The 24,269-nt window shown below is 42.5% G+C and carries 20 protein-coding genes; 9 read left to right on the forward strand and 11 right to left on the reverse strand.

The genetic code is table 11. The features are described 5' to 3' along the window. Positions 1 to 308: 308 nt before the first annotated feature. The 5 genes from cra to leuO all read right to left on the reverse strand — a co-directional run bounded on the left by cra (position 309) and on the right by leuO (position 6,961). A complete protein-coding gene (gene cra / locus PR766_RS09485; RefSeq protein WP_006661152.1) occupies positions 309 to 1,319 on the reverse strand; it encodes a catabolite repressor/activator in 1,011 nt (336 codons plus the stop codon). Between the two features lie 84 nt (positions 1,320 to 1,403). Further along, positions 1,404 to 1,895: an acetolactate synthase small subunit gene (gene ilvN / locus PR766_RS09490; protein WP_006660747.1), complete on the reverse strand. Its 492-nt coding sequence runs from the start codon at positions 1,893 to 1,895 to the stop codon at positions 1,404 to 1,406. 2 nt (positions 1,896 to 1,897) lie between these two features. Then, positions 1,898 to 3,625 (reverse strand): acetolactate synthase 3 large subunit, encoded by a 1,728-nt coding sequence (gene ilvI / locus PR766_RS09495; RefSeq protein WP_154636233.1) that lies wholly within the window; start codon positions 3,623 to 3,625, stop codon positions 1,898 to 1,900. A 329-nt stretch (positions 3,626 to 3,954) separates the two neighbouring features. Beyond that, positions 3,955 to 5,712: an AMP-dependent synthetase/ligase gene (locus PR766_RS09500; protein ID WP_154636232.1), complete on the reverse strand. Its 1,758-nt coding sequence runs from the start codon at positions 5,710 to 5,712 to the stop codon at positions 3,955 to 3,957. A 301-nt stretch (positions 5,713 to 6,013) separates the two neighbouring features. After that, on the reverse strand, positions 6,014 to 6,961 hold the full coding sequence (gene leuO, locus PR766_RS09505; RefSeq protein ID WP_036968205.1) for a transcriptional regulator LeuO: 948 nt from the start codon (positions 6,959 to 6,961) through the stop codon (positions 6,014 to 6,016). A gap of 905 nt (positions 6,962 to 7,866) precedes the next feature. Here leuO and leuA point away from each other — a divergent pair. The 7 genes from leuA to PR766_RS09540 all read left to right on the forward strand — a co-directional run bounded on the left by leuA (position 7,867) and on the right by PR766_RS09540 (position 16,732). Beyond that, positions 7,867 to 9,447: a 2-isopropylmalate synthase gene (gene leuA / locus PR766_RS09510; protein ID WP_006660743.1), complete on the forward strand. Its 1,581-nt coding sequence runs from the start codon at positions 7,867 to 7,869 to the stop codon at positions 9,445 to 9,447. 2 nt (positions 9,448 to 9,449) lie between these two features. Further along, on the forward strand, positions 9,450 to 10,541 hold the full coding sequence (gene leuB / locus PR766_RS09515; RefSeq protein ID WP_036978490.1) for a 3-isopropylmalate dehydrogenase: 1,092 nt from the start codon (positions 9,450 to 9,452) through the stop codon (positions 10,539 to 10,541). A gap of 1 nt (position 10,542) precedes the next feature. Next, the gene (gene leuC / locus PR766_RS09520) at positions 10,543 to 11,946 is read left to right on the forward strand and encodes a 3-isopropylmalate dehydratase large subunit (RefSeq protein WP_006661148.1); all 1,404 of its coding nucleotides are present in this window, start codon (positions 10,543 to 10,545) and stop codon (positions 11,944 to 11,946) included. A gap of 11 nt (positions 11,947 to 11,957) precedes the next feature. Further along, positions 11,958 to 12,560, forward strand: a complete 603-nt coding sequence (gene leuD, locus PR766_RS09525) for a 3-isopropylmalate dehydratase small subunit (protein WP_154636231.1) — start codon at positions 11,958 to 11,960, stop codon at positions 12,558 to 12,560. A 452-nt stretch (positions 12,561 to 13,012) separates the two neighbouring features. Beyond that, positions 13,013 to 14,689: an HTH-type transcriptional regulator SgrR gene (gene sgrR, locus PR766_RS09530; RefSeq protein ID WP_006661147.1), complete on the forward strand. Its 1,677-nt coding sequence runs from the start codon at positions 13,013 to 13,015 to the stop codon at positions 14,687 to 14,689. Positions 14,690 to 15,257: 568 nt separating this feature from the next. Then, complete coding sequence (mutH, locus tag PR766_RS09535) at positions 15,258 to 15,941, forward strand: DNA mismatch repair endonuclease MutH (RefSeq protein WP_006661146.1); 684 nt, start codon at positions 15,258 to 15,260, stop codon at positions 15,939 to 15,941. Between the two features lie 62 nt (positions 15,942 to 16,003). After that, positions 16,004 to 16,732, forward strand: coding sequence for a TerC family protein (locus PR766_RS09540; protein WP_036961763.1), 729 nt, complete (start codon positions 16,004 to 16,006; stop codon positions 16,730 to 16,732). A gap of 8 nt (positions 16,733 to 16,740) precedes the next feature. On the opposite strand, the gene PR766_RS09545 is transcribed toward PR766_RS09540, so the two are convergent. Beyond that, the gene (locus tag PR766_RS09545; protein ID WP_006660735.1) at positions 16,741 to 16,980 is read right to left on the reverse strand and encodes a hypothetical protein; all 240 of its coding nucleotides are present in this window, start codon (positions 16,978 to 16,980) and stop codon (positions 16,741 to 16,743) included. Between the two features lie 218 nt (positions 16,981 to 17,198). Here PR766_RS09545 and PR766_RS09550 point away from each other — a divergent pair, with 218 nt between their 5' ends. Then, positions 17,199 to 18,074 (forward strand): alpha/beta hydrolase, encoded by an 876-nt coding sequence (locus tag PR766_RS09550; protein ID WP_036961757.1) that lies wholly within the window; start codon positions 17,199 to 17,201, stop codon positions 18,072 to 18,074. Between the two features lie 58 nt (positions 18,075 to 18,132). On the opposite strand, the gene speB is transcribed toward PR766_RS09550, so the two are convergent. Both speB and speA read right to left on the reverse strand, forming a co-directional pair. Continuing rightward, the gene (speB, locus tag PR766_RS09555) at positions 18,133 to 19,053 is read right to left on the reverse strand and encodes an agmatinase (RefSeq protein WP_006660733.1); all 921 of its coding nucleotides are present in this window, start codon (positions 19,051 to 19,053) and stop codon (positions 18,133 to 18,135) included. A 13-nt stretch (positions 19,054 to 19,066) separates the two neighbouring features. Further along, positions 19,067 to 20,971 carry a biosynthetic arginine decarboxylase gene (gene speA, locus PR766_RS09560; RefSeq protein ID WP_006660732.1) on the reverse strand — a complete coding sequence of 635 codons (1,905 nt, stop codon included), beginning with the start codon at positions 20,969 to 20,971 and terminating at the stop codon, positions 19,067 to 19,069. Between the two features lie 675 nt (positions 20,972 to 21,646). Here speA and metK point away from each other — a divergent pair. Next, positions 21,647 to 22,798, forward strand: coding sequence for a methionine adenosyltransferase (gene metK, locus PR766_RS09565; RefSeq protein WP_006661136.1), 1,152 nt, complete (start codon positions 21,647 to 21,649; stop codon positions 22,796 to 22,798). A gap of 155 nt (positions 22,799 to 22,953) precedes the next feature. Here the strand turns inward: metK and PR766_RS09570 are convergent, their stop codons facing one another. Genes PR766_RS09570 through PR766_RS09580 form a run of 3 tightly spaced genes read right to left on the reverse strand, consistent with a single transcriptional unit; the run spans position 22,954 to position 24,149 of the window. Then, positions 22,954 to 23,370, reverse strand: a complete 417-nt coding sequence (locus PR766_RS09570; protein WP_006661135.1) for a DUF6691 family protein — start codon at positions 23,368 to 23,370, stop codon at positions 22,954 to 22,956. A gap of 4 nt (positions 23,371 to 23,374) precedes the next feature. Further along, positions 23,375 to 23,812, reverse strand: coding sequence for a YeeE/YedE family protein (locus PR766_RS09575; protein WP_036968197.1), 438 nt, complete (start codon positions 23,810 to 23,812; stop codon positions 23,375 to 23,377). A 1-nt stretch (position 23,813) separates the two neighbouring features. Beyond that, positions 23,814 to 24,149 carry an ArsR/SmtB family transcription factor gene (locus PR766_RS09580; protein ID WP_154636230.1) on the reverse strand — a complete coding sequence of 112 codons (336 nt, stop codon included), beginning with the start codon at positions 24,147 to 24,149 and terminating at the stop codon, positions 23,814 to 23,816. Positions 24,150 to 24,269: the final 120 nt, after the last annotated feature.

Raw genomic sequence — 24,269 nt, forward strand, 5'->3', positions numbered from 1 at the left:
ACAACTGTTTTAATTCACAGTGTTATTTTATTTACAATAATTCCTTCAACATATGCATCGGTTTTTTTATGGGTTAAAAAAATTTAATTCATCAAAAACCCGCTTAATGCAAAATAACCAAAAAAAGTATTAAGAAAATTCCTAAAGTGAAATATTTACAGGGTATCTTAATAAATAAATCGTAATTGCCCCTAAATCTTCACCAAAAAAAAGCCCCTAATAGATAGGGGCGGATATATTACTAAGAATTGTGGTTAACATCACTAACTATTAAACTGGTTTTTGCATCACTGGATAAGGTTTATTCACTACTGTTTGCGACCTAAACTACCGCGACGACATAAGTCCCTGCGAATTCGACGAATTCCAGTTTCTGGCTTCTGTTTTTCATCTAGGCTAGCTAATACCAATTCTAAGATACGTTCTGCTATGTCACGGTGGCGCTGCGCAAGTGATAGCACTGGGCAACCCAGAAAATCCAGTAATTCATTATCACCAAAGGTGCTAATAACCATATTTTCAGGTAAGCGCCCATTACGCTTCAGCGCTACGTCCAACACACCTTGCAGTAAAGAGAATGACGTAGTGAATAGCGCATCTGGCATCGAGTTGCCGCTATCTAGCCAGTTCGAAAAAACATCAGCGGCAGCATCGCGCTCGTAGCTGTTTGCGTATAAATAATTGACTTCGCGAGTATCGCCTTCCCACGCTTTACGAAAACCTTGTTCACGTAAATAGCTGACAGAGAGCTCAGGTAATGCCCCAAGATACAGAACCGATTCCGCAGGAAATTTTCGTAATTCTTTGGAGATCATCAGCGCATCTTCTTGGTCATCACCCACGACACTAATGAAATGCTCTTTTTCTAATGCTCTATCCAGTGCAATGATAGGTAACGAGCGATTCGCCCATCGTTGATAGAATGGGTGCTCTGGGGGTAATGCAGTAGAAACGATAATCGCATCGACTTGACGCTGAAGTAAGTGCTCCACACAACGAATTTCGTTATCAGGCTGGTCTTCTGAGCAAGCAATTAAAAGCTGGTATCCGCGCTGACGAGCCTGTCTCTCAAGATAATTGGCTATACGGGTATAGCTGGTATTCTCAAGATCAGGGATCACAAGCCCGATTGACCGAGTACGACCAGCACGTAAGCCTGCTGCTACTGCGTTTGGATGGTAATTGTGCTCTCTGACGACTGCCATCACTTTTTCTACAGTTTTATCGCTGACTCGATACTGCTTGGCCTTGCCGTTGATCACATAACTAGCCGTTGTGCGGGAAACACCCGCTAGACGGGCTATTTCATCCAGTTTCACATTAACCTCTTTGCTATTTGGGAAACAGCCCCGAGTCATTCGGGGCTTTAATTCGCTCTATTCTACCTGTGGCTGACAAATTTTTCATCGCATAATTTTATCGCCACGAGAAACTCCGACGATCCCAGAACGGGCAACTTCAACAATTTCAGCAACGCTACGTACCGCCTCAAGAAATGCATCTAGTTTATCGCTTGTTCCTGCTAGCTGAACGGTGTACAGCGTTGGCGTCACGTCGACGATTTGTCCGCGGAAAATATCGGCACTTCGCTTAATTTCATCACGTCCATAACCGGAGGCTTGTAGCTTCACTAACATGATTTCACGCTCGATATGAGCTGATGCGGTGAGTTCACTCACTCTCAGTACATCCACTAACTTATGAAGCTGTTTTTCTATCTGCTCAAGTACTTTCGCATCCCCTTTCGTCTGGATAGTCATCCGCGATAATGTCGGATCGTCAGTCGGAGCGACAGTTAAACTTTCAATGTTATAACCGCGCTGGGAAAAAAGCCCAATAACGCGAGATAAAGCACCTGATTCATTCTCTAATAATACCGATAAAATACGACGCATGATCAGGTCCTCTCCGTTTTACTTAGCCACATTTCATCCATTGCTCCACCACGGATCTGCATTGGGTAGACATGTTCGGTTTCATCAATATTAATATCCACAAACACTAATCGTTGATTCTCATTCACTTCGACTAACGCTTGTTTGAGTTTATCTTCTAGCTCATCAGGAGAAGCGATTGAAATACCCACATGCCCATACGCCTCAGCAAGTTTGGTAAAATTCGGCAATGACTGCATATAGGATTGCGAATGGCGACCTTGGTAAATCATATCCTGCCACTGTTTTACCATGCCTAAGAAACCATTATTCAAGTTCAGAACTAGCACCGGTAAACCATATTGCAGCGCGGTTGAAAGTTCTTGGATATTCATTTGAATACTGCCATCCCCCGTCACACAGACAACTGTGGATTTAGGATGAGCTAGCTTCACGCCCAATGCCGCTGGTAGACCAAAGCCCATGGTGCCCAAGCCACCTGAGTTGATCCAATGGCGAGGTTTATCAAAGGGATAATAAAGGGCGGCGAACATTTGGTGCTGTCCAACATCTGAAGTTACGTAAGCTTCACCATTAGTTAAACGGTAGATCGTTTCAATGGCCTGTTGAGGCTTCACTTTATTCGGATTTAAGGTGTATTTGAGGCACTGTTTTTCCCGCCAAACGCTAATTTCTTTCCACCAAGTTTGCAACGCCGTCGCATCCTGATCAGCAGCCACATGCTCCAACTGTGCGATCATCTGCTCCAACGTTAATTTGGCGTCGCCAACGATAGGAATATCCGCTTTTACTGTCTTAGATATCGAGGTTGGGTCCACATCAATTTGAATCACTGTCGCATTAGGGCAATATTTTTCTAAATTGTTCGTTGTTCTGTCGTCAAAACGCACCCCAACCGCAAAAATAACATCCGAATGATGCATCACTTTATTGGCTTCATACGTGCCATGCATCCCAAGCATACCGACTGATTGCGCATGCGTTTCAGGGAATGCACCAAGTCCCATCAATGTTGATACGACTGGCAGTTGGAGCTTTTCCGCTAACGTCATTAATTCAGCCGAACAATTCGCATTAATCGCCCCGCCACCGACATACAGCACCGGTTTTTTGGCCGCAACTAATTTGCTCAATGCTTTCTTAATCTGCCCTTTATGACCTTGTAATGTTGGGTTATATGAGCGCAATGAAACCGATTCAGGGTAGCGATACGGGTACTTTGCAGCGGGATTTACGGTATCTTTCGGAAAATCGATCACTACGGGACCTGGACGTCCACTTGCGGCAATATAAAAAGCTTTCTTGATGGTTTCGGGGATCTCTTTGGCGTGTTTAATTAAAAAACTGTGTTTCACAATCGGGCGTGAAATACCCACCATATCGCATTCTTGGAATGCATCATTCCCGATCAAAGAACTCGCTACCTGCCCCGATAAAACAACCATTGGCACAGAGTCCATATACGCTGTTGCGATCCCTGTAATCGCATTCGTGGCACCCGGACCCGAAGTCACTAAAACAACGCCGACATCCCCCGTTGAGCGGGCATAACCATCAGCCATGTGCACCGCAGCTTGTTCGTGACGAACGAGAATATGTTCAACGCCCCCAACTGTATGCAGTGCATCGTAAATATCCAGAACAGCACCGCCTGGATATCCAAATACATGTTTAACACCTTGGTCAATCAATGATTTGACGACCATTTCTGCTCCCGACAACATCTCCATGAGTTTGCCCTCAGACTATTTGCAAGTTAACAGAGAGCCTAACGACCCTCTTTAATTTTTATTAAGTTAGTCATAAATTCAGCTATTAACATATCCCTCCCACATAAGGGACGCAAATTTGATTTCACACAGAAATTAAAGAAGATTTCGTTTTGTCTTGAACATGAAATTTCAGCAGATGCATTGACTAGTTTTCAATCGAAATAGAGCTGAAATAACTAAAAGGTCAGCAAAAATAGTCGCAACACGGATTTCACGAAATTGTGGATAAAACAAAGCCCCCCAGGAATAACCACTGAAGGGCTTAGAAATAACAATGAACGACTGAATTACTCTTGATACATAGACTCAATTTCGAGTCGATAACGTTCAGAAATAATTTTCCGACGTAATTTAAGCGTTGGGGTTAACTCACCTTTCTCCATAGAAAAATTCGTCGGCAACAATGTAAAACGCTTCACTTGATGGAAATGCTCTAGATTCTTTTGCAAATCCTTTAAGCGACTTTCAAACAACGCTACTATTTTTGAATCTTTGAGTAATTCCAAACGATCACGGTATTTTAAGTTAATCGAGTTTGCGTACTCTTCAAGGCTATCATAACAAGGCACAATTAATGCGGAGACGAATTTGCGCGCATCCGCAATCACCGCAATATGCTCAATAAATCGATCTTGACCAAGAACACCCTCAATCACTTGCGGCGCAATATATTTACCATTAGACGTTTTCATTAAATCTTTTAGTCTATCCGTAATATATAAATTTCCTTGGGCATCAATTTTACCTGCATCGCCTGTACGCAACCAACCATCCGCAGTAAACGTATCAATCGTTTCTTGTGGGCGATTGAAGTAGCCCTTCATGACCACAGGACCTTTGACTTGAATTTCGTCATTTTCTCCAATACGCACAGAAATAGCAGAAAGTGGCGTACCAATAGAGCCTAATGGATATTTATTGTCTTCCCAACATGAAACCGTTGCACAGGTTTCACTCATTCCATAACCATATTTAATATCCACACCCGCAGAGAGGAAAAAGGCAATCACATCATCATCGAGACGCGCACCTGCGGCTGGCATAAAGCGAATACGCCCACCAAGTCCTTGACGAATTTTGCTCAAAACCAGTTTGTCCGCTAATGCGTACAATGGCTTATTCAGGAATGACAGCGACTGACTTTTCGCCATCCTCTTGACTTTCTGTTTCCCAATCGCAATCGCCCATTTAAAAATCATGCGGCGCATTAATGGTGCTTGGGATACCTTGCTTTGTATTGCGCTATAGACTTTTTCATAGAAGCGCGGCACGGCACACATGACGGTCGGTTTAACTTCAGCAAGCGCCTCTTTCACCATGTTGGTGTCGGTTAAATAGACATTACGTGCACCACTGTGCATCACATAAAAACTCCATGCGCGTTCAAAAACATGAGAAAGTGGCAGGAAGCATAAAGAAACATCCTCTTCTGACAACTCTAAGCGGTTGTCATGAAGGTAAAGCTGGGATGCCATATTGTAATAATCCAGCATCACCCCTTTCGGCTCGCCCGTCGTGCCCGAAGTATAGATAATCGTAAATAGATCGCTTAAGTTTTGTGCTGCAATACGTGCATCCAACTCTGCTTGATAATCCGGTTGAGCTAGGGACATGAATGTGGACAAGTGCATGCTGTTTGCCACTTGGCTGTCGAGCTCAACACTTTCATCTAATGCAATAATAGCGGTTAACTGAGGGCAATGAGTTAATAACTGGCAAGCAACGTGATATTGCTCTTGAGAACCAACAAAGAGGATTCTAATGTTGGCATCATTAATGATATAGGCGGCTTGGTCAACACTGCTCGTTGCATATAGAGGAACAGTCACAGCTTTAATGTGCAGTACTGCAATATCAACCAAAGACCAATTCATACTGTTTTGAGCAAAAAGCCCAATATTCTCTTGTGGAGCAACATTCATTGCCAAGAGCTGGCGAGCAATATCGGTGGTTTTTGTATCCACTTCTGCCCAAGTTAGCTCAGACTGGTGTCCGTTGTCCCATTGACTGAAAGCTATCCGATCCGCTGACTCGCTCGCGTCCATTCTGGAACGTATGCGGTTAACTATATGATATGGATATAGATTCTCAGTTATCAATGTGTATTCCCTATAGGTCATTTAAATTTTAAGTCATTCGGTACACTCACAAATAACTTAATCTAATACTTTTTATTATTTTCAGCTTACAACTGTTAGCTGAATGACTGGAGTGTATAGCGGAAAGATTAGTGAGGAAAGGAATAAAATGTAAATTTTTCGCAAATGCTACAGACGCTACAAAACTCGCCATTGTTTTCACTCTGACGAGTTAAAATTACCGCTAAATGAATAAGACTGAGTTAGCTTACAGCTGTTCGATCATTTGACAAAATTGCGCTTTCATCCATTGATGACCTTTATCACGCGCGGTAGATTCATGCCACGTTAAATAGCATGGGCGCGTCTTCTCTTCCCACGGCAATGACAGCATACGCAACTGTAGTTGATTCGCATGGTGTTCAACTAACCATTTCGGGGCAATCGCCACCAAATCTGTTTGCGCGACAATATTCAAAACGCTGCTTAAGTCAGTTCCTTGGTAACTGACCGTATGTGAGAGATCGGTATTATGGTAATAAAGCTTACTGAATGACCCAATATTATCCATCGCCATGATAGCGTGTCTTTCATTACTCAGCATCTCTTGATTTATAATATTTTCGATTCTTGGATGGTGATTTGCAACGACTAACACTAATTCATCATTAAATAAAACCTGATGTTGATATTCGGATTTTTCGAATTGATTATATCCCAAGAAAAAATCTATCTCTTGATATTTTAATTGGTGAGCTATGTTATTACCTAAAAATGAATGAATGAAAACTTGAATATTTGGCGACGTAGTTTTAAATTTATCAACAATCATTGCAGCTAAGCGAATATCTAATGGTGAGCAAATCGATAAGTTGAATTCTCTTTCACTCTGTCTTGGATCAAATCCGGCACCCGGTAATTCATTATGAACCAATTGAAGCGCTTGTCTTACTGGACCAAATAATTGTTTAGCGCGAGAGGTTGGTTGAATACCACGCCCATAACGCACAAATAACTCATCATTAAACATCGATTTTAATCGAGATACTGCGTTACTCACAGCTGGCTGAGACATACCTAGCACTTGTGCCGCACGAGTGACATTTTGCATTTGCATCACAACATCAAAAACGGTCAATAAGTTCAGATCAACATTACGTAGATGAATATCGCTACTTTCTTTTTTTGCTGTTGAGATCGTATCAAAATCAGTCATTTTTAACTCCACTAAATATATTTATCATTTTTAATTAATGAACATGATCCATCAAAGCAATATTGACGAAAAATATAAAATCATTAAATATTATTTTTAAAACAACTTATACATGATAAGTTATTTCGCTTTCCCTGCATTTATTAAAACGACGTTTCTATTCTTTTTAACCATAAATTAGAATCGAGATATAGATATCATCATAAAATGCAAATATTCATCAGCGTAATGAGTGTGTGTAACTTATTAAAACCACCTTCATTCCAATAAAAATAATAAAACAATTTCAAGAATAAATCATAATAAATATCTTCAGGAAATGCGCTTGCATCTCATTATCAGATTAATTTTTTATTATTCATTTATTACATAATTAACCTTATTTGAAGTATATCCGCTATCAATGATAATGACGGTTTTCATCTAACCTCTGCATACCTCTAAGGTAGAAACATACTCAAAACAACTTTTGCATAAAAATACTATCATGCCATGAATTTTTAGGCGGAATTTTAAACTAACAACCACCTACAAATATAGGTAAAAACATCATAGAAATTATAAATATTAGACGTAACATCCAATTACGCCCTAAAACTCCCGATCGTAGAATATGCGCTTCAGAAAATTAAGTTTGACAACATTATTGAAATCACGTATCAATAAAAACAGATTAGTTGAAATTATATGAGAGACAGTTATCCATGACATTTTCTATCCGCCTACTAAGCCTACTACTACTCGCAGACAAATTGCGCGGTATGCTTATGGATAGAAAATAACAAACACTGTCCACAAACATGAAAAAGCCCGCGCAACCAGCGGGTTTTTTTATGCCTGCGGCTAGATGGGAACCAAGCAAACAGAATCAATAACAACAAAATTTAGTCTATGAGGAACACATTATGAGCAACCAAGTTATCATCTTCGATACGACCTTACGTGACGGCGAACAAGCATTACAAGCCAGCTTATCCGTGAAGGAAAAGCTGCAAATTGCATTTGCTTTAGAGCGCTTAGGTGTCGATGTTATTGAAGCTGGGTTCCCTGTCTCATCGCCTGGTGATTTCGAATCTGTCCAAACTATTGCGCGTGAAATCAAAAATAGCCGCATCTGCGCATTAGCACGTTGTGTTGAAAATGATATTGATGTTGCTGCGGAATCCTTGAAAGTCGCCGAAGCATTCCGTATCCATGTGTTCTTAGCCACCTCCAACTTGCACATGCAAAAGAAATTAAATAAAACGTTCGATGGGGTGATGGATATGGCTATCAACTCAATTAAACGTGCTCGACGCTATACCGATGATGTCGAGTTTTCTTGCGAAGATGCTGGTCGTACTGATATCGACAACTTATGCCGTATTGTAGAAGCAGCGATCGGCGCAGGGGCGACCACCATTAATATTCCTGACACCGTGGGTTACACCACGCCATATCAGTTCGGCGGCATTATCTCTTCTTTATATGAACGCGTACCTAACATTGATAAAGCGATTATTTCGGTACACTGCCACGATGACTTGGGCATGTCAGTCGCGAATTCCATCAGCGCAGTTCAAGCAGGCGCTCGCCAAGTAGAGGGTACAATTAATGGATTAGGCGAACGTGCCGGTAATACTGCGTTAGAAGAAGTGATTATGGCGATTAAATTACGCGAACAGATGTTAGGTGTGCACACCAATATCAATCACAAAGAAATCTACCGCACCAGCCAATTAGTGAGCCAATTATGTAATACCCCAATCCCGGCTAATAAAGCCGTTGTGGGGAACAATGCTTTCGCACACTCATCAGGTATCCACCAAGATGGTGTATTAAAAAATCGCGAAACCTACGAGATTATGACGCCAGAATCCATTGGATTAAAAGCGCAGCAATTAAACTTAACTTCGCGTTCTGGTCGCGCTGCGGTGAAACATCGCATGGAAGAAATGGGGTATCACGAAGGTAAAGATTTTAATTTGGATGAACTGTACACCGCATTTTTGAGTTTAGCGGATAAAAAAGGTCAAGTGTTTGATTATGATTTAGAAGCATTAGCCTTCTTTGCTAAACAACAAGATGAAACTGACCACTTTGTGATGGATTACTTCAGTACACAATCCGGCTCTAGTATCGTGGCAACCGCCACGGTCAAAATGCAGTGCGGTGAAACAGAAAAATCGGAGGCTGCCACAGGGAATGGTCCTGTCGATGCCATCTACCAAGCCATTAGCAAAATCACAAATTACCCAATGAAATTGGTTTCTTACCAATTATCTGCTAAAGGTCAGGGAGAAAATGCATTAGGGCAAGTGGATATCGTCGCCGAATGCTTCGGTCGTCGTTTCCATGGAATGGGATTAGCAACGGATATCGTTGAATCATCAGCAAAAGCCATGGTTCATGTATTAAATAGTATCTGGCGTGCAGAACAAGTTGAAAAAGAAAAGCATAAAATTTCTCACCAAGCATCACAATTCAACACAAAGGAAGCGGTGTAAACATGTCTAAGAATTTTAATATTGCAGTATTGTCAGGAGATGGAATTGGTCCTGAAGTGATGGCTCAAGCTCATAAGGTATTGAATGCAATCAGTAAGCGTTTTGCTATTACGATTTCAACCAGAGAATACGATGTAGGCGGTGCTGCCATTGATAACCATGGTGAGCCATTGCCACAAGCCACTGTGAAAGGGTGTGAGGAAGCCGACGCCGTATTATTTGGCTCAGTGGGCGGTCCTAAATGGGAGCATTTGCCTCCAGATAGTCAACCTGAACGTGGTGCATTGTTACCATTACGCAAGCATTTTAAATTATTCAGCAATTTACGCCCTGCTCGCTTATATCAAGCATTGGAAGCATTCTGCCCATTACGCGCGGATATTGCTGCTCAAGGGTTTGATATTTTATGCGTCCGTGAATTAACGGGGGGAATTTATTTCGGTCAACCGAAAGGTCGTCAAGGTGAAGGCGCGGAAGAGTTTGCCTTCGATACCGAAGTTTATCACCGCTATGAAATTGAACGTATTGCACGTATTGCCTTTGAGTCTGCTCGCAAGCGTAGTCATAAAGTGACATCGATTGATAAGGCTAACGTTTTACAAAGCTCCGTATTATGGCGCGAAGTGGTTAACCAAATTGCCAAAGAGTACCCAGATGTTGAAGTGAACCATATGTATATCGATAACGCCGCGATGCAGATGATCAAAGCGCCTTCTCAGTTTGATGTGGTGCTGTGCTCGAATTTATTTGGTGACATCATCTCCGATGAGTGCGCAATGATCACTGGTTCCATGGGCATGTTACCTTCCGCTAGCTTAAACGCAGATGGCTTTGGTTTATATGAGCCGGCAGGCGGTTCAGCACCGGATATTGCTGGCAAAAATATCGCTAACCCGATCGCACAAATTTTGTCAGCATCGATGTTATTGCGTTTCAGTTTAAACCAAGCCGATGCGGCTGATGCCATCGAGAGATCTGTCAATAAGGCATTAGAAAATGGCTATCGCACTGCGGATTTAGCCGGTGATGGTCAATCAATCAGTACCAGTGAAATGGGTGACATCATCGCCCGTTATATTGAAGAAGGGGTTTAATATGTCGAAGACTTTATATCAAAAATTATATGATGCTCACGTCGTACGTGAAGTCGAAAATGAAATCCCTTTAATTTATATCGACCGTCATCTGGTACATGAAGTGACTTCACCACAAGCATTTGATGGCTTAAGGACCAAAAACCGCCCATTACATCAGCCAAGCAAAACATTTGCCACTATGGATCACAACGTATCAACCCAGACAAAAGACATTAATGCCTGTGGCGATATGGCGCGCATTCAAATGCAAGAGTTGATGAAAAACTGTGAAGAATTCGGCGTAACCTTATATGACTTAAACCATCCATACCAAGGAATTGTCCATGTGATGGGACCAGAGCAAGGTATTACATTGCCAGGCACCACCATTGTTTGTGGTGACTCTCACACCGCAACCCACGGCGCATTTGGTGCATTAGCCTTTGGAATCGGTACGTCCGAGGTTGAGCATGTAATGGCAACACAAACCTTAAAACAAGCCCGTGCCAAGACAATGAAAATTGAAGTGGTTGGTCAAGCACCTGCGGGGATCACCGCCAAAGATATCGTATTAGCGATTATTGGTACAACTGGCAGCGCAGGTGGAACGGGTTACATCGTTGAATTCTGTGGCGAAGCAATTGAAAACTTAAGTATGGAAGGTCGTATGACCGTCTGTAATATGGCGATTGAATTAGGGGCTAAAGCGGGCATCATTGCCCCTGATGAAACTACTTTTAATTATATGAAAGGACGCCAATTTGCACCGAAAGGTCAGGACTGGGATGATGCTGTCGCTTACTGGAAAACCTTGAAAACGGATGATGATGCAAAATTCGATAAGGTTATTACTATCCAAGCGAGCACCATTGCTCCTCAAGTTACTTGGGGAACCAACCCTGGACAAGTAATAGCAATCAATCAGCCGATCCCTGCTCCAGCGTCCTTCTCCGATCCTGTTGAACGTGCTTCCGCAGAAAAAGCATTAGCCTATATGGGATTAGAGTCCGGTATTAAATTATCCGATGTGAAAATTGATAAAGTCTTTATCGGTTCTTGCACTAACTCACGTATTGAAGATTTACGTGCTGCGGCAGCCATTGCGAAAGGTAAAAAAGTGGCGTCTGGTGTGCAAGCTATTGTGGTTCCAGGTTCCGGCCCTGTTAAAGCTCAAGCAGAACAAGAAGGCTTGGATAAAATCTTTATTGAAGCAGGTTTTGAATGGCGCTTACCCGGCTGCTCCATGTGTTTAGCCATGAATAATGACCGTTTAAATCCGGGTGAACGTTGCGCATCCACCAGCAACCGTAACTTTGAAGGTCGCCAAGGTCGTGCGGGACGTACCCATTTAGTTAGCCCAGCAATGGCAGCCGCAGCAGCTATCAACGGTCATTTTGCTGATGTTCGTGATATTCAAATCTAAAGGAGAAAACCATGGATAAGTTTATTAAGCATGTTGGAATTGTCGCCCCTTTAGATGCCGCGAACGTGGACACTGATGCGATTATTCCCAAACAATTTTTGCAGAAAGTCACGCGTACCGGATTTGGTCAGCACTTATTTAATGACTGGCGTTTTTTAGATGATAAAGGGCAGCAACCTAACCCTGACTTTGTCTTGAACAAAGCGGTATTTAAAGGTGCCAGCATTCTGTTAGCTCGCGAGAATTTTGGGTGTGGTTCATCCCGTGAACACGCGCCGTGGGCATTAACTGATTTTGGTATCCAAGTCGTTATTGCACCAAGCTTCGCCGATATCTTTTACGGTAACTCATTTAACAACCAATTGTTGCCCATCAAATTAAGCGAGCAACAAGTTCATGAGATGTTTAACTATGTTAAAAACCACGAAGGTTGCCAATTTACGGTTGATTTAGAAGCACAAACCGTTACCGCAGGAGATAAAGTTTATACCTTTGAAATTGACAGCTTCCGCCGCCATTGCATGATGAATGGTTTAGATAGTATTGGTTTGACATTACAGCACGTCGACCAAATTAAAGATTATGAACAAAAACTCCCCGCCTTTATGAATTAATCTCCAGCCCACTTCGGTGGGCTTTTTCTTACCTATTTGTCTTCATAAAAGTAGAACTCAACTCCAACAAACCGCGCCCACCAATAAATCCTTCCCCATTAATTCTGAATATGCCATGATTTCAAATAATCATGATTCTGGGTTTAATCAAACCGTTTTCTCAAAATAGTTCATGTTGTGGCAAGGCGACAAAATGAGGATATCTCGGGAAGCATACATAAGTATATGACCTGAGTAGTCGAATGAAGCCAACACAGCCACAACGTGAAATATGAAGAAAAAAGAAAAAAAGCCGATATGCATTCACATACCGGCTGGTAAATATACCATTACTCAATAAATGGGGGAGTAAACCTGCAACAGACAGGTCAATAGAGCTACTTACTGCCTCTTATTATCTACGGAATATAGGATATTAAAATTGATGCAATTTTTTCCGGAGTTCCTCTTTTATGTCTAGTTCTCGATTACAAACCCAATTTGTTCGCTTGTGGCAACATTTTCAGGGAAAAAACAGCGAAACCACTTTGCAAGATATTGCGGAGATCCTGTTTTGTTCTCGTCGCCATGTACGTACGCTACTCAATAATATGCAAGCTCATGGTTGGCTCAGTTGGCAAGCCGAAGCGGGACGAGGAAAGCGTTCCGCATTAATTTTTCATATCAATGGATTAGAGCTTCAGCAAGCACAAGCAGAACAGTTATTAAAAGAAGAAAGCATTGAAAAATTAGTCGCCCTCGTGGGTGATAAAGAAACGATTCGCCAGATGGTCTTATCAGAGCTGGAGCGCAGTTATCGGCAAGGGAAAAACCTGCTACGTATCATTTATTATCGCGATTTCCCGAATTTATTACCTGGCACACCAATGCGTCGCTCTGAAATCCATTTAATGAGCCAAATATTTAATGGATTAACCCACTTAAATGAGGAAAAAGGGGAAGTAGAAGATGGTATTGCCCATCACTGGCAAGCTATCAATGACCAACAGTGGCGTTTCTATTTACGCCCTGCTATCTACTTTCATCATGGGCGTGAAATGCAAGTGGATGATATCATTCATTCGTTACTCAGATTAAAACGCTGCTGGCCACTATTTTCCCATATTCAGACCGTCACCTCACCGCAACCGTATGTTATCGATGTCCATCTCAGTCATCCTGATACGCAATTTCCTTGGCTACTCGGAAGCCCTCACGCCGCGATACTTCCTAAAGAGTGGGAAACCATTGAGCACTTTAGCCAACGCCCCATTGGTACCGGTCCTTATGTAGTCGAAACCAATATTCCGCAGAAGCTAACCATCAGCGCATTTGATCGCTACTTTGGCTATCGAGCCTTACTGGATGAAGTCACAATTTGGGTGGTTCCTGAGCTTTCTGAGCAAATGGTCTGCACCACATTAAAAATGGATGGTGACAAACGTCACAATGACTCGCTAGAGAGCCGTATGGAAGAAGGATGCTACTTTCTGTTATTCGACCAGCGTTCCGCCATATCTCAACGTGAAGATGTCCGTAAATGGCTGTGCAGCTTTTTAACACCGGTTAATTTACTGGCACACTGTGAATCTTTTTATCAACGTCATTGGGCGCCCGCCTATGGATTATTGCTTCACTGGCACCACAGTAAGATGTTATCTCAGCGTACAAAACCTGAAGATTTAACAGAGCTAACCGTGACTTTTTATCGCCATCATCATGAATTCTATGCGATAAGCCAAATTATGAAGCGGGTATTGGAGACTCAAGGTGTTGAGTTAAAAATTAATATTGTCGACTACGATGATTGGTTTAATGGTAACGCTGAAAGTGATATTTGGCTCTCTACAGCCAATTTTTACAAGCCGCTCGAATTTTCTATTTTTGCCACTTTGTATGAAATGCCGTTATTACGCCAATGTTTAGGAAAAAGCCTCGATGGAGAGTTACAACTGTGGCGTCAGCAAAAATTGGATGTTGAATCGTGGTGTGAAAGTTTAATTGACTCCCAAGTTTTCCATCCTATTTTTCACCATTGGTTAGAACTTCAAGGGCAAAGAACAATGCGAGGTGTACGCATGAATACCTTCGGTTGGTTTGACTTTAAATCGGCCTGGTTTAAGCCAACTGAGGATAATACACAGAATTGATGATAGTTATAAACAGTTAACGTGAGTAAAATGGATTTTATTCACTTTTTCTGTGGATATCTATGTTAACAACCAGATAGTAATCAGGGTATATCCTAATCGTTCATTTCTAACAAAAAACCATACAAAAAAATAAAATATTATAAATCATGATGATAAATAAATTTCCCATGAGATATCCACTGTCTACTTTTTGATGTTTTTTCTTAGGAGTCTAACTGAGCAAATATCAATCAATGCATGTTTTATCCACAAGGAATGTACTTAACTTACTCGCTTTTTGTGACGAGCTTCAATAAATGACATTAGTCAAGGCTGTAAATGCACACAGTAATCACTGTTTTTCACAGTTATCCAGAAATCCTGTGGATAACCTAGTGCATGATCCTGTGGTTATCTTGGGATGAAGTTGAATAACCCTAAATATTCATAATTTCGTCAGTGATTATTATTCAATATACATATATATATCATGCAGTTAAATACAGTGACTAAAAAGTGTTATACTCTTCCTATCCTGTGACCATTTTTCTGGTTATTTTTTAAACACAATTACATTCTACTGACTATGTCATTTACACCACCTTCTCCTCCTGAAAATGAAACAGTCTTACTCGCTCGTGCTCAAGCCCTTGCGGGCTATACACTTGGTGAGCTAGCCACCGCAGCGGGGATCCCCATTCCTCCCGATCTTAAACGAGATAAAGGTTGGGTCGGTACTTTGTTAGAGTATTTTTTAGGTGCAACCGCAGGCAGTAAAGCCGAACAAGATTTTGCGAACATAGGTGTCGAGCTTAAAACGATTCCCATTGATCGCCATGGTGCCCCTTTAGAAACCACATTTGTTTCTATTGCCCCACTGACTGGCAATAGTGGACTCACATGGGAAAATAGCCACGTACGTCGCAAACTTTCGCGTATCCTATGGTTTCCCATTGAGGGAGAACGTCAAATTCCGCTTGCTGAACGACGTGTTGCAAATCCACTGATTTGGAGCCCTTCCCCTCTTGAGGAGCAACTTTTACGTCAGGATTGGGAAGAGTTGATGGACTTAATCGTGCTTGGAAAAGTCGAAACGATTACAGCTCGTCATGGGCAAGTCCTACAGATTCGCCCCAAAGCCGCAAACAATAGAGCGCTAACCGAAGGTATTGGTGAGCTGGGTCAGCCCATTATGACGTTGCCGAGAGGTTTCTATTTAAAAAAAGATTTTACAGGTCCATTATTAGCACGGCACTTTAATCTCGGTTAATTGTTCAAGGCATCGCCTGTGCCAAAACAGACGATTCGTTATTCCATTTTTAAGGCAATAAGATGTTTGAGTGGTTCTTAGATCCCCATGCTTGGATGGCATTGGCAACATTAACAATTTTGGAAGTCGTATTGGGTATCGATAATATTATTTTCTTAAGTATTGTCGTCAGTAAATTGCCCGCTCATCAACAAAACAGCGCCAGACGCATTGGGTTAATCGCCGCAATGGGAATGCGCTTAGCGCTACTGGCTTCTATTGCGTGGCTTGCACGGCTTACCACGCCGCTATTTACATTGGCTGAACATACCGTTTCTGCTCGTGACCTTATCTTGTGTGCGGGAGGACTATTCCTGATTTGGAAATCCAGTCAGGAGATTTTCGATACCATCGAAGGGGAAGATGATGATGGGATCGCTCAGAAAAAAGTGACCTCTTTTTGGGGGGCAATTGTACAGATAGCCATCTTGGATATTATCTTTAGCTTAGATTCCGTGATCACCGCAGTCGGGTTATCTGACCATCTGTTTATTATGATGGCAGCCGTGATTATCGCCGTGATGATTATGATGTTCGCCGCGAAGCCGATTGGTGATTTTGTCGAACGATACCCTTCAATCAAAATTCTCGCCTTATCCTTTTTAATTCTGGTGGGCTTTACCTTATTACTTGAAAGCGTTCAAGTTCACGTCTCGAAAGGCTATATCTACTTTGCGATGTTTTTCTCTATGTCAGTTCAGATGCTCAATATTCTGCGCAGTAAAAAGTGGAAAATGAAAAACAAACAATAATAGAGACCTTAGCGTAAGGCGCCCTTAGCTGCGGCAATGGCGCCTTCCACCGCTTTTTTAGCCTGAGGGCTATTTTTCCAACAACTCGACCCCGTTAATGCCGCACCAGAAATAAGAATTTCTTCATAAGAGGCTTCACTCAATTGCGCTAATGATGAAAACCCCATTTGTTCTAATCGGCTGATCACCATCGGTCCCACACCTTTTACTGATAATAAAATTTGCTTTTCTGAGTCTGAAAATGCCATAAATTGTCCTTTTGACTGTAAAATAGCCTTAATTGAGCGTATATTTTGTAATTAGCTTATTTCTTAATTTAAAATTCTAAGCTGATCTAAAGCAGGTCCCATTTATTTGCCCTACAAACCTGCTTTAGCAAATAGGAAATAACAATTGTAAAGTCATTGATGACTCGCGATAGAAATCAACATGTCGCACTAAAAATTCTATCTTGTAGGTATTTATTATGTATAGCAACAAAATATCCAATACTCGCCACATGTCGATGAAATTGTCCGATGGGCGCCTTCTGTGTTGGTATGAATCAGGACCTGAACAAGGTTTTCCCGTTATTTTTTGTACCGGTGCTGGCATGAGCGGTACGCTTGGCTTTGGGATTGATCGTCTTGATGAGCTCAATATTCGATTAATCACCCCTGAGCGTGCAGGATTAGGTCAATCCGCCTTTGATGAGCATAAATCCCTACAACGTTTTGCGCGAGATATTCAGCAACTCCTCGATGCTCAGGAAATCCCGTCTTTTTCCGTCGTCGGCTTCTCCCAAGGTGCTGTTTTTGCGATGGCACTAGCCTACTACTGTTCCCCTGTTTCCCTATCACTGGTTTCTGGGCAAGATCAATTCGAGTTTCCTGAAACGAGAAATCATTTAAAACAAGATGTTATTAATATGCAGGAACAAGCCATTCATACGCCAGAGGCACTATCTGAATGGCTAATGAGAAATGTGACATCACAATGGCTACTGGCATTTATTCTGAATTGCAGTGCGGAAATTGATCAACAAATTTACAGTGAAGAGAGTTTTTTAGCTGCTTACAGTGATTGTATGGAACGCGCATTTATGCAGGGAAATCAAGGTTATGTGCAGGATTTATTACTAGCATTACAACCGTGGCAATTTAATCCTGAAGATATTCACTGCCCAGTTGCACTCTGGTATGGCGAGCAAGATGTCAGCGCTGTTCATTCACCGGATTTTGGTAAAACACTCGCTCAGCGTTTTCCCCACAATGAACATTTTCTATTTTCTCATGAAGCAGGGTCCGTGCTATGGACACAAGCATATTCAATCCTTGCCCAACTGAAAGAGCACAGCCTTTAAACAATAAAAAAGGTGCCCCAATGAACACATTGAGGCACCCTATATTATCAATGGCGTTTTACTTCTTAGACGCTTGGATGTACAGCATTTCTAACGCGATAGTCGCGGCAGCTAATGCAGTAATTTCAGATTGGTCATACGCTGGAGCAACTTCGACCACATCCATTCCAACAATATTCAGGGATTGAATACCACGTAACAGTTTTAACGCTTTATCTGATGTTAACCCACCAATGACTGGGGTTCCGGTTCCTGGCGCAAAAGCCGGATCCAGACAGTCAATATCAAATGTCAGATACACCGGCATATCACCGACGATCTGTTTGATCTGAGCAACCATATCCTCGACACCACGATCGTTGGCTTGAGCGGCATCTAACACTGTAAAGCCGTTATCCGAATCATGTTCAGTACGAATACCAATCTGGACTGAATGATTAGGGTCAATCAAACCTTCTTTCGGCGCATGATAGAACATCGTGCCATGGTCATATAAGCTACCATTACCGTACGTATCGGTATGTGCGTCAAAATGCACTAATGCCATTTTACCGAAGTGTTTTGCATGAGCGCGCAGTAACGGCAGAGTCACAAAGTGGTCACCACCAAATGTTAAACAGCGCTTACCTGATTCCAGTAGTTTTTCGGTGTGTGCTTGCAGCTTATCGCACATATCTTGTGCATCACCGAATGCAAAAACCACATCACCACAGTCAACCACATTGAGCTTATTTTTTAATTTAAAATCCCATGGCCAGCGGTGGCTTTCCCACGCGAGGTTAGTTGAGACTTGGCGAATAGCAGCAGGTCCATGACGGCTACCCGCCCGTCCTGAGGTTGCCATATCAAACGGCACTCCCGTGATCACCCAATCCGCATCAGAGCTATAAGGTTGGAAATTCAACGGAAAACGTAAAAAACCAAATGCGTTTGAAACCAGTGAGTTATCAACCTGATTTCCTAATGTGCTATTAATCATCACTGTTCCTTAATCATTCATCTTCTAAGTAAGTGTAGCCGTACAACCCACTTTCAAATTCGTTTACAAAATCTTTTTGTAGCTCATCGCTAAGTCCGGTGCCTTTAACTTGCTCAATAAAGCTTTCTAGCAACACTTCAGGGACCAACTTCACGTATTGCAGCATATCAGCCACAGAGTCGCCTTCTTCGCTTTGCAAGTAACGCATACTACCTTGGCTATCGACCCATACATCAATGGCAGCGGTATCGCCAAACAAGTTGTGCATGTTGCCTAAAATCTCTTGGTACGCCCCAATCATGAAAAAGCCAATCATCGGCGGATTTTCTGGATCATATGCTGGCATTGGCATGGTGGTTTCGACCCCATCGCCGTCAACATAATGATCAATAATCCCGTCAGAGTCACAGGTAATATCCAGTAATACAGCGCGTCTATCTAGTGGCTTGTCTAAGCCTTCAATCGGCAAAACAGGGAAAACTTGGTCAATTCCCCAAGCATCAGGAAGCGATTGGAATAGCGAGAAGTTCACATAGAATTTATCCGCCATACGCTCTTGCAGCTCATCGATAATTGGACGGTGAGCGCGATTACTTGGGTCTAAATCTTGCTGAATACGGCGACAGATATTCAAGTATAGCTCTTCTGCCCATGCGCGCTGTGTTAAGTCCAATACACCATGTGCATACTGAGTATGTGCTTCTTGCAGGTCAAACTGACTATCATGCAGCCATTCACGTAAAGAGCGGCTGTTACCTTGATGCTGCATGGATTCCCACGTTTCCCATAACGAGACCAGTGAACGCGGAGCATCCTCACTAGGTGGTGTGGTTTTCGTAAATTCGTTACGCTCAACACCAATGACGTTAGAGACTAAAACCGTATGGTGAGCCGTTAACGCACGACCAGATTCGGTGATTACGGTTGGATGAGGCAAGTTAAACTCTTCACACGCATCACCAATCGCCCAAATGACATTATTCGCGTATTCGTTCAGACCATAGTTAACCGAGCAATCAGACTGGGAGCGGGTCCCTTCATAATCAACGCCTAAGCCACCACCCACGTCAAAACATTGAATGTTGACACCCAATTGGTGCAACTCGACGTAAAAACGTGCTGACTCACGAACACCTGTTGCGATATCACGAATATTCGCCATCTGTGAACCTAAATGGAAGTGCAGTAATTGCAGGCTATCCAAACGGTTCGCATTACGTAAAATCTCCACTAGTTGCAAAACTTGGGTCGCTGCCAATCCAAATTTGGATTTCTCACCACCACTGGCTTGCCACTTGCCTGAGCCTTGGGACGCCAAACGGGCGCGCACGCCTAAACGAGGCGTCACTTCCAGCTTTTTCGCTTCCTCTAGCACCATCTCGATCTCAGACATTTTTTCGATAACCAGATACACTTTGTGACCCAGTTTTTCGCCAATTAAGGCGAGACGAATATATTCGCGATCTTTATAGCCATTACACACAATCACGGTGCGAGTACGACCCGCGTTGGCTAACACGGCCATTAACTCTGCTTTTGAACCTGCTTCTAACCCTAAAGGCTCACCCGAATTCACTAATGATTCAATGACTCGGCGCTGTTGGTTAACTTTAATGGGGTAGACTAAGAAATAGTCACCTTTATAACCATAAGATTCCCGCGCACGTTTAAATGCTGCGTTAATAGAGCGCAAACGGTGCTGCAAAATTTGAGGGAAACAGAACAGCGCAGGTAAGCGTAAGTGCTCCTGCTCTTCTTTAACTTGGTAAACTAATTCAGCTAAATCAACAAAAGTGTCAGGGTTTTCAGGATTTGGGCAAACACAGACATTTCCGCGCTCATTCACCTGATAGTAACCACCGCCCCAATACGCAACATTATAAGTTTGGCGCATCTTGCGAGCGATATTATCATTCATAATAAACTCCTAGTATGGAGGGGTGAGTGATGCGTTCTCCTTCCAGACAAGCTCCCACCAAAGGCATGGTGCGACTGGGCAGTAATGTCAGGGAAACAGCGATACTCAGATTGTAATTAAAAGTGCTTAGAACGTCTAAACGGTGACAATATACATCCACAAACCTAGCAGATTACTGACTAAGTATTAAGGATCTATGATAGGTATGACGGTAACTTCGTGACGAAGTAAACAAAGACAGGAAAGTAAAAGCCAATGTCACACGGCGATCCGCGTACGACGGTTGGATACTGTTATTCAGTAGATTATGGATCATCGCCCATTAACCCCCAATATAACTGTTTTCCCCTTGGGAATTTTAATCATCTATTAAAATTCAATCGGTTATAAACATTCCTGATAGAAAGCAGACTCATGGCTGACCTGCTGGTATATAGCGAGAAATAACAACCATCCGCTACGGTCGCAGTTTATACCTCGAATAGCCCTAAAATGCAAAAGCAAATTATCTAAAATTTCACATTCACGATAAAACTAACTGAATTAGCCATTTATGCGCTTATCATTTTAGGCTGAAAAACAGGTAGAAATTATTCATTGAAAAGTCTAGAATAGCCGTCTAGATGTTAAAACATCCAACTATAATGTTCTTTGAATTCTTAAGGTATTAATCTCATGTCTACACACCTCTTTACTTCTGAGTCCGTATCAGAAGGGCATCCTGATAAAATTGCTGACCAAATTTCTGATGCGGTCCTTGATGCTATTCTTGAACAAGACCCAAAAGCGCGCGTAGCTTGCGAAACCTATGTCAAAACCGGCATGGTCATGGTTGGTGGTGAAATCACGACCAGTGCATGGGTCGATATTGAAGAAATTACGCGTAAAACCGTTCGTGAAATCGGTTATACCAGTTCAGACATGGGCTTTGATGCCAACTCTTGCGCAGTATTAAGCGCAATTGGTAAACAATCACCAGACATCAACCAAGGTGTTGACCGTGCAGATCCTTTAGAACAAGGCGCTGGCGACCAAGGTCTAATGTTTGGCTATGCAACTAACGAAACTGACGTATTGATGCCTGCACCGGTGACTTATGCACACCGTTTAGTGCAGCGCCAAGCTGAAGTTCGTAAAAATGGCACACTGCCATGGTTACGCCCAGATGCGAAAAGCCAAGTCACCTTCCAATACGATGACAACAAAATTGTCGGTATTGACGCGGTAGTTCTGTCCACACAGCACTCAGAAGATATTGACCAAAAAGCTTTACACGAAGCGGTTATGGAAGAGATCATCAAGCCAGTTCTACCTGCTGAATGGTTATCTCCAGCGACTAAATACTTCATCAACCCAACAGGCCGTTTCGTTATCGGCGGACCAATGGGTGACTGCGGTTTAACCGGTCGTAAAATTATTGTTGATACCTACGGCGGTATGGCTCGTCACGGTGGTGGGGCATTCTCTGGTAAAGATCCATCAAAAGTTGACCGTTCTGCTGCGTATGCGGCGCGTTATGTAGCAAAAAACATCGTGGCAGCTGGCTTAGCTGACCGTTGTGAGATTCAAGTTTCTTACGCTATCGGTGTTGCAGAGCCAACGTCTATCATGGTTGAAACATTCGGTACCGGTAAAGTTGACGAAGCACTGTTAGTAAAATTAGTCCGTGAATTCTTTGACTTACGTCCTTACGGTCTAATTCAAATGCTGGATCTGTTACACCCAATGTACCAACAAACGGCTTCTTACGGTCACTTTGGTCGTCCACAATTCCCATGGGAAAAAACCGACAAAGCGGCACAACTGCGCGAAGCTGCAGGTCTGTAATCTCCGCTAACGTCTCTGACGATTAGCAAAAAACCCATCATTATGATGGGTTTTTTTATATCTGTAATGTATAACCACCTCGATGAATCAAATAACCTTTCCACTTGCTTCATATTTTGTGTTGGATAAACAGGTTAGTTGCCCCAGAGCCATGATTATTTTTCAGTACGCTGAAATAGTTGGAAAATGGCCATTCCCGCTATCATCGCCAGCGTAAACAAAATACCTTGAGTCAGTCCCATACCCGTTAATAAAATGGCAGGTCCTGGGCAAATCCCCCCAAGTCCCCAACCTAAGCCAAACAATGCACTACCAATAAGTAACTTCTTATCAATAAGCTTGCTGGTTGGGATCTGCAATGGACAATTTAACACACTGGATTTGCGCTTTTTCACGAACTGGTACCCAATAGCACTGATGACCATGGCAACGACCATCGTCACTAATAGCGATGGATCCCAATTGCCAGTGATATCCAAGAAAGCCAGAATCTTAGCAGGGTTCCCCATACCAGCCAGTAGCAACCCCAATCCAAATAAAATTCCAGAGACTAACGCAACGATGATTGGCATTGAATTACCCTCTTAAACCAAAATGATTAATGACGGCAACCGTGATAAATGCCACCAGCATGAAAATAACGACCGCAATAATGGAGCGGCGGGAAAACCTCGCCATACCGCAAATACCGTGGCCGCTAGTACATCCACCGCCGAGTCGAGTACCAAATCCTACTAACAGCCCAGCGGCAATGAGTAACGGCGTGCTGGTGGTAATCGTAACTTCAGGTGCATACACAAAGGCAGTAAACAGTAGCGGTGCCACTAAGATACCGACAATAAAAGCGAGCTTCCAAGCCGTATCCCCTTTCACGGGCTTAAGAACCCCCGCTAATATCCCGCTGATCCCTGCAATCCGACCATTTAAAATCAGTAATATTGCTGCCGCTAAACCAATTAAAATACCGCCAATCGCCGCTGACCATGGCGTGAAATTGACCCAATCAATCGTCATATTAATTCCCCTTCACAGGACAATAAAGTTGGTACAAAGTATTGAGTAAGATAAACAATTTCTCATCTGCAATAGAATAATAAATGCGTTTACCTTCGCGACGAGTCACTACCAATTCCTCGTTTCTTAACACGGTTAACTGCTGTGACAATGTGGGCTGTTGAATACCGAGTGATGCTTCTAAATCACTCACACACGCTTCACCTTGGGTTAATTGGCATAGCAATAACAGTCTATCTGGATTCCCCAGTGTTTTTAATAATGACGCCGTTTGCGTTGCCGCTTGAGTCATTGCTAAAAGCAGCTGTTCTGAGTTGGGTTGTTCACTCTTTTGCATCTTCGTGTCCTAGCTACTTACTTACAGATATCATTATATTTAATAATAATATATTAATTTATATATTTATTGTCAATTATCACTTGTGAGAACTATATGGCTTCACGTATTCTTGACCAC

The sequence above is a fragment of the Providencia sp. PROV208 genome, from assembly GCF_028479465.1.
GTDB classification, from domain to species: domain Bacteria; phylum Pseudomonadota; class Gammaproteobacteria; order Enterobacterales; family Enterobacteriaceae; genus Providencia; species Providencia alcalifaciens.

Bases quoted from the DNA above. Each gene is read 5' to 3' on its own strand.
- ilvN (WP_006660747.1), bottom strand. From the start codon at position 1,895: ATGCGTCGTATTTTATCGGTATTATTAGAGAATGAATCAGGTGCTTTA.
- speA (WP_006660732.1), bottom strand. From the start codon at position 20,971: ATGAATGATAATATCGCTCGCAAGATGCGCCAAACTTATAATGTTGCG.
- leuB (WP_036978490.1), top strand. From the start codon at position 9,450: ATGTCTAAGAATTTTAATATTGCAGTATTGTCAGGAGATGGAATTGGT.
- metK (WP_006661136.1), top strand. From the start codon at position 21,647: ATGTCTACACACCTCTTTACTTCTGAGTCCGTATCAGAAGGGCATCCT.
- leuO (WP_036968205.1), bottom strand. From the start codon at position 6,961: ATGACTGATTTTGATACGATCTCAACAGCAAAAAAAGAAAGTAGCGAT.
- PR766_RS09550 (WP_036961757.1), top strand. From the start codon at position 17,199: ATGTATAGCAACAAAATATCCAATACTCGCCACATGTCGATGAAATTG.
- PR766_RS09545 (WP_006660735.1), bottom strand. From the start codon at position 16,980: ATGGCATTTTCAGACTCAGAAAAGCAAATTTTATTATCAGTAAAAGGT.
- sgrR (WP_006661147.1), top strand. From the start codon at position 13,013: ATGTCTAGTTCTCGATTACAAACCCAATTTGTTCGCTTGTGGCAACAT.
- leuC (WP_006661148.1), top strand. From the start codon at position 10,543: ATGTCGAAGACTTTATATCAAAAATTATATGATGCTCACGTCGTACGT.
- PR766_RS09500 (WP_154636232.1), bottom strand. From the start codon at position 5,712: ATGGACGCGAGCGAGTCAGCGGATCGGATAGCTTTCAGTCAATGGGAC.
- leuA (WP_006660743.1), top strand. From the start codon at position 7,867: ATGAGCAACCAAGTTATCATCTTCGATACGACCTTACGTGACGGCGAA.
- mutH (WP_006661146.1), top strand. From the start codon at position 15,258: ATGTCATTTACACCACCTTCTCCTCCTGAAAATGAAACAGTCTTACTC.
- speB (WP_006660733.1), bottom strand. From the start codon at position 19,053: ATGATTAATAGCACATTAGGAAATCAGGTTGATAACTCACTGGTTTCA.
- PR766_RS09580 (WP_154636230.1), bottom strand. From the start codon at position 24,149: ATGCAAAAGAGTGAACAACCCAACTCAGAACAGCTGCTTTTAGCAATG.
- ilvI (WP_154636233.1), bottom strand. From the start codon at position 3,625: ATGGAGATGTTGTCGGGAGCAGAAATGGTCGTCAAATCATTGATTGAC.
- leuD (WP_154636231.1), top strand. From the start codon at position 11,958: ATGGATAAGTTTATTAAGCATGTTGGAATTGTCGCCCCTTTAGATGCC.
- PR766_RS09575 (WP_036968197.1), bottom strand. From the start codon at position 23,812: ATGACGATTGATTGGGTCAATTTCACGCCATGGTCAGCGGCGATTGGC.
- PR766_RS09540 (WP_036961763.1), top strand. From the start codon at position 16,004: ATGTTTGAGTGGTTCTTAGATCCCCATGCTTGGATGGCATTGGCAACA.
- PR766_RS09570 (WP_006661135.1), bottom strand. From the start codon at position 23,370: ATGCCAATCATCGTTGCGTTAGTCTCTGGAATTTTATTTGGATTGGGG.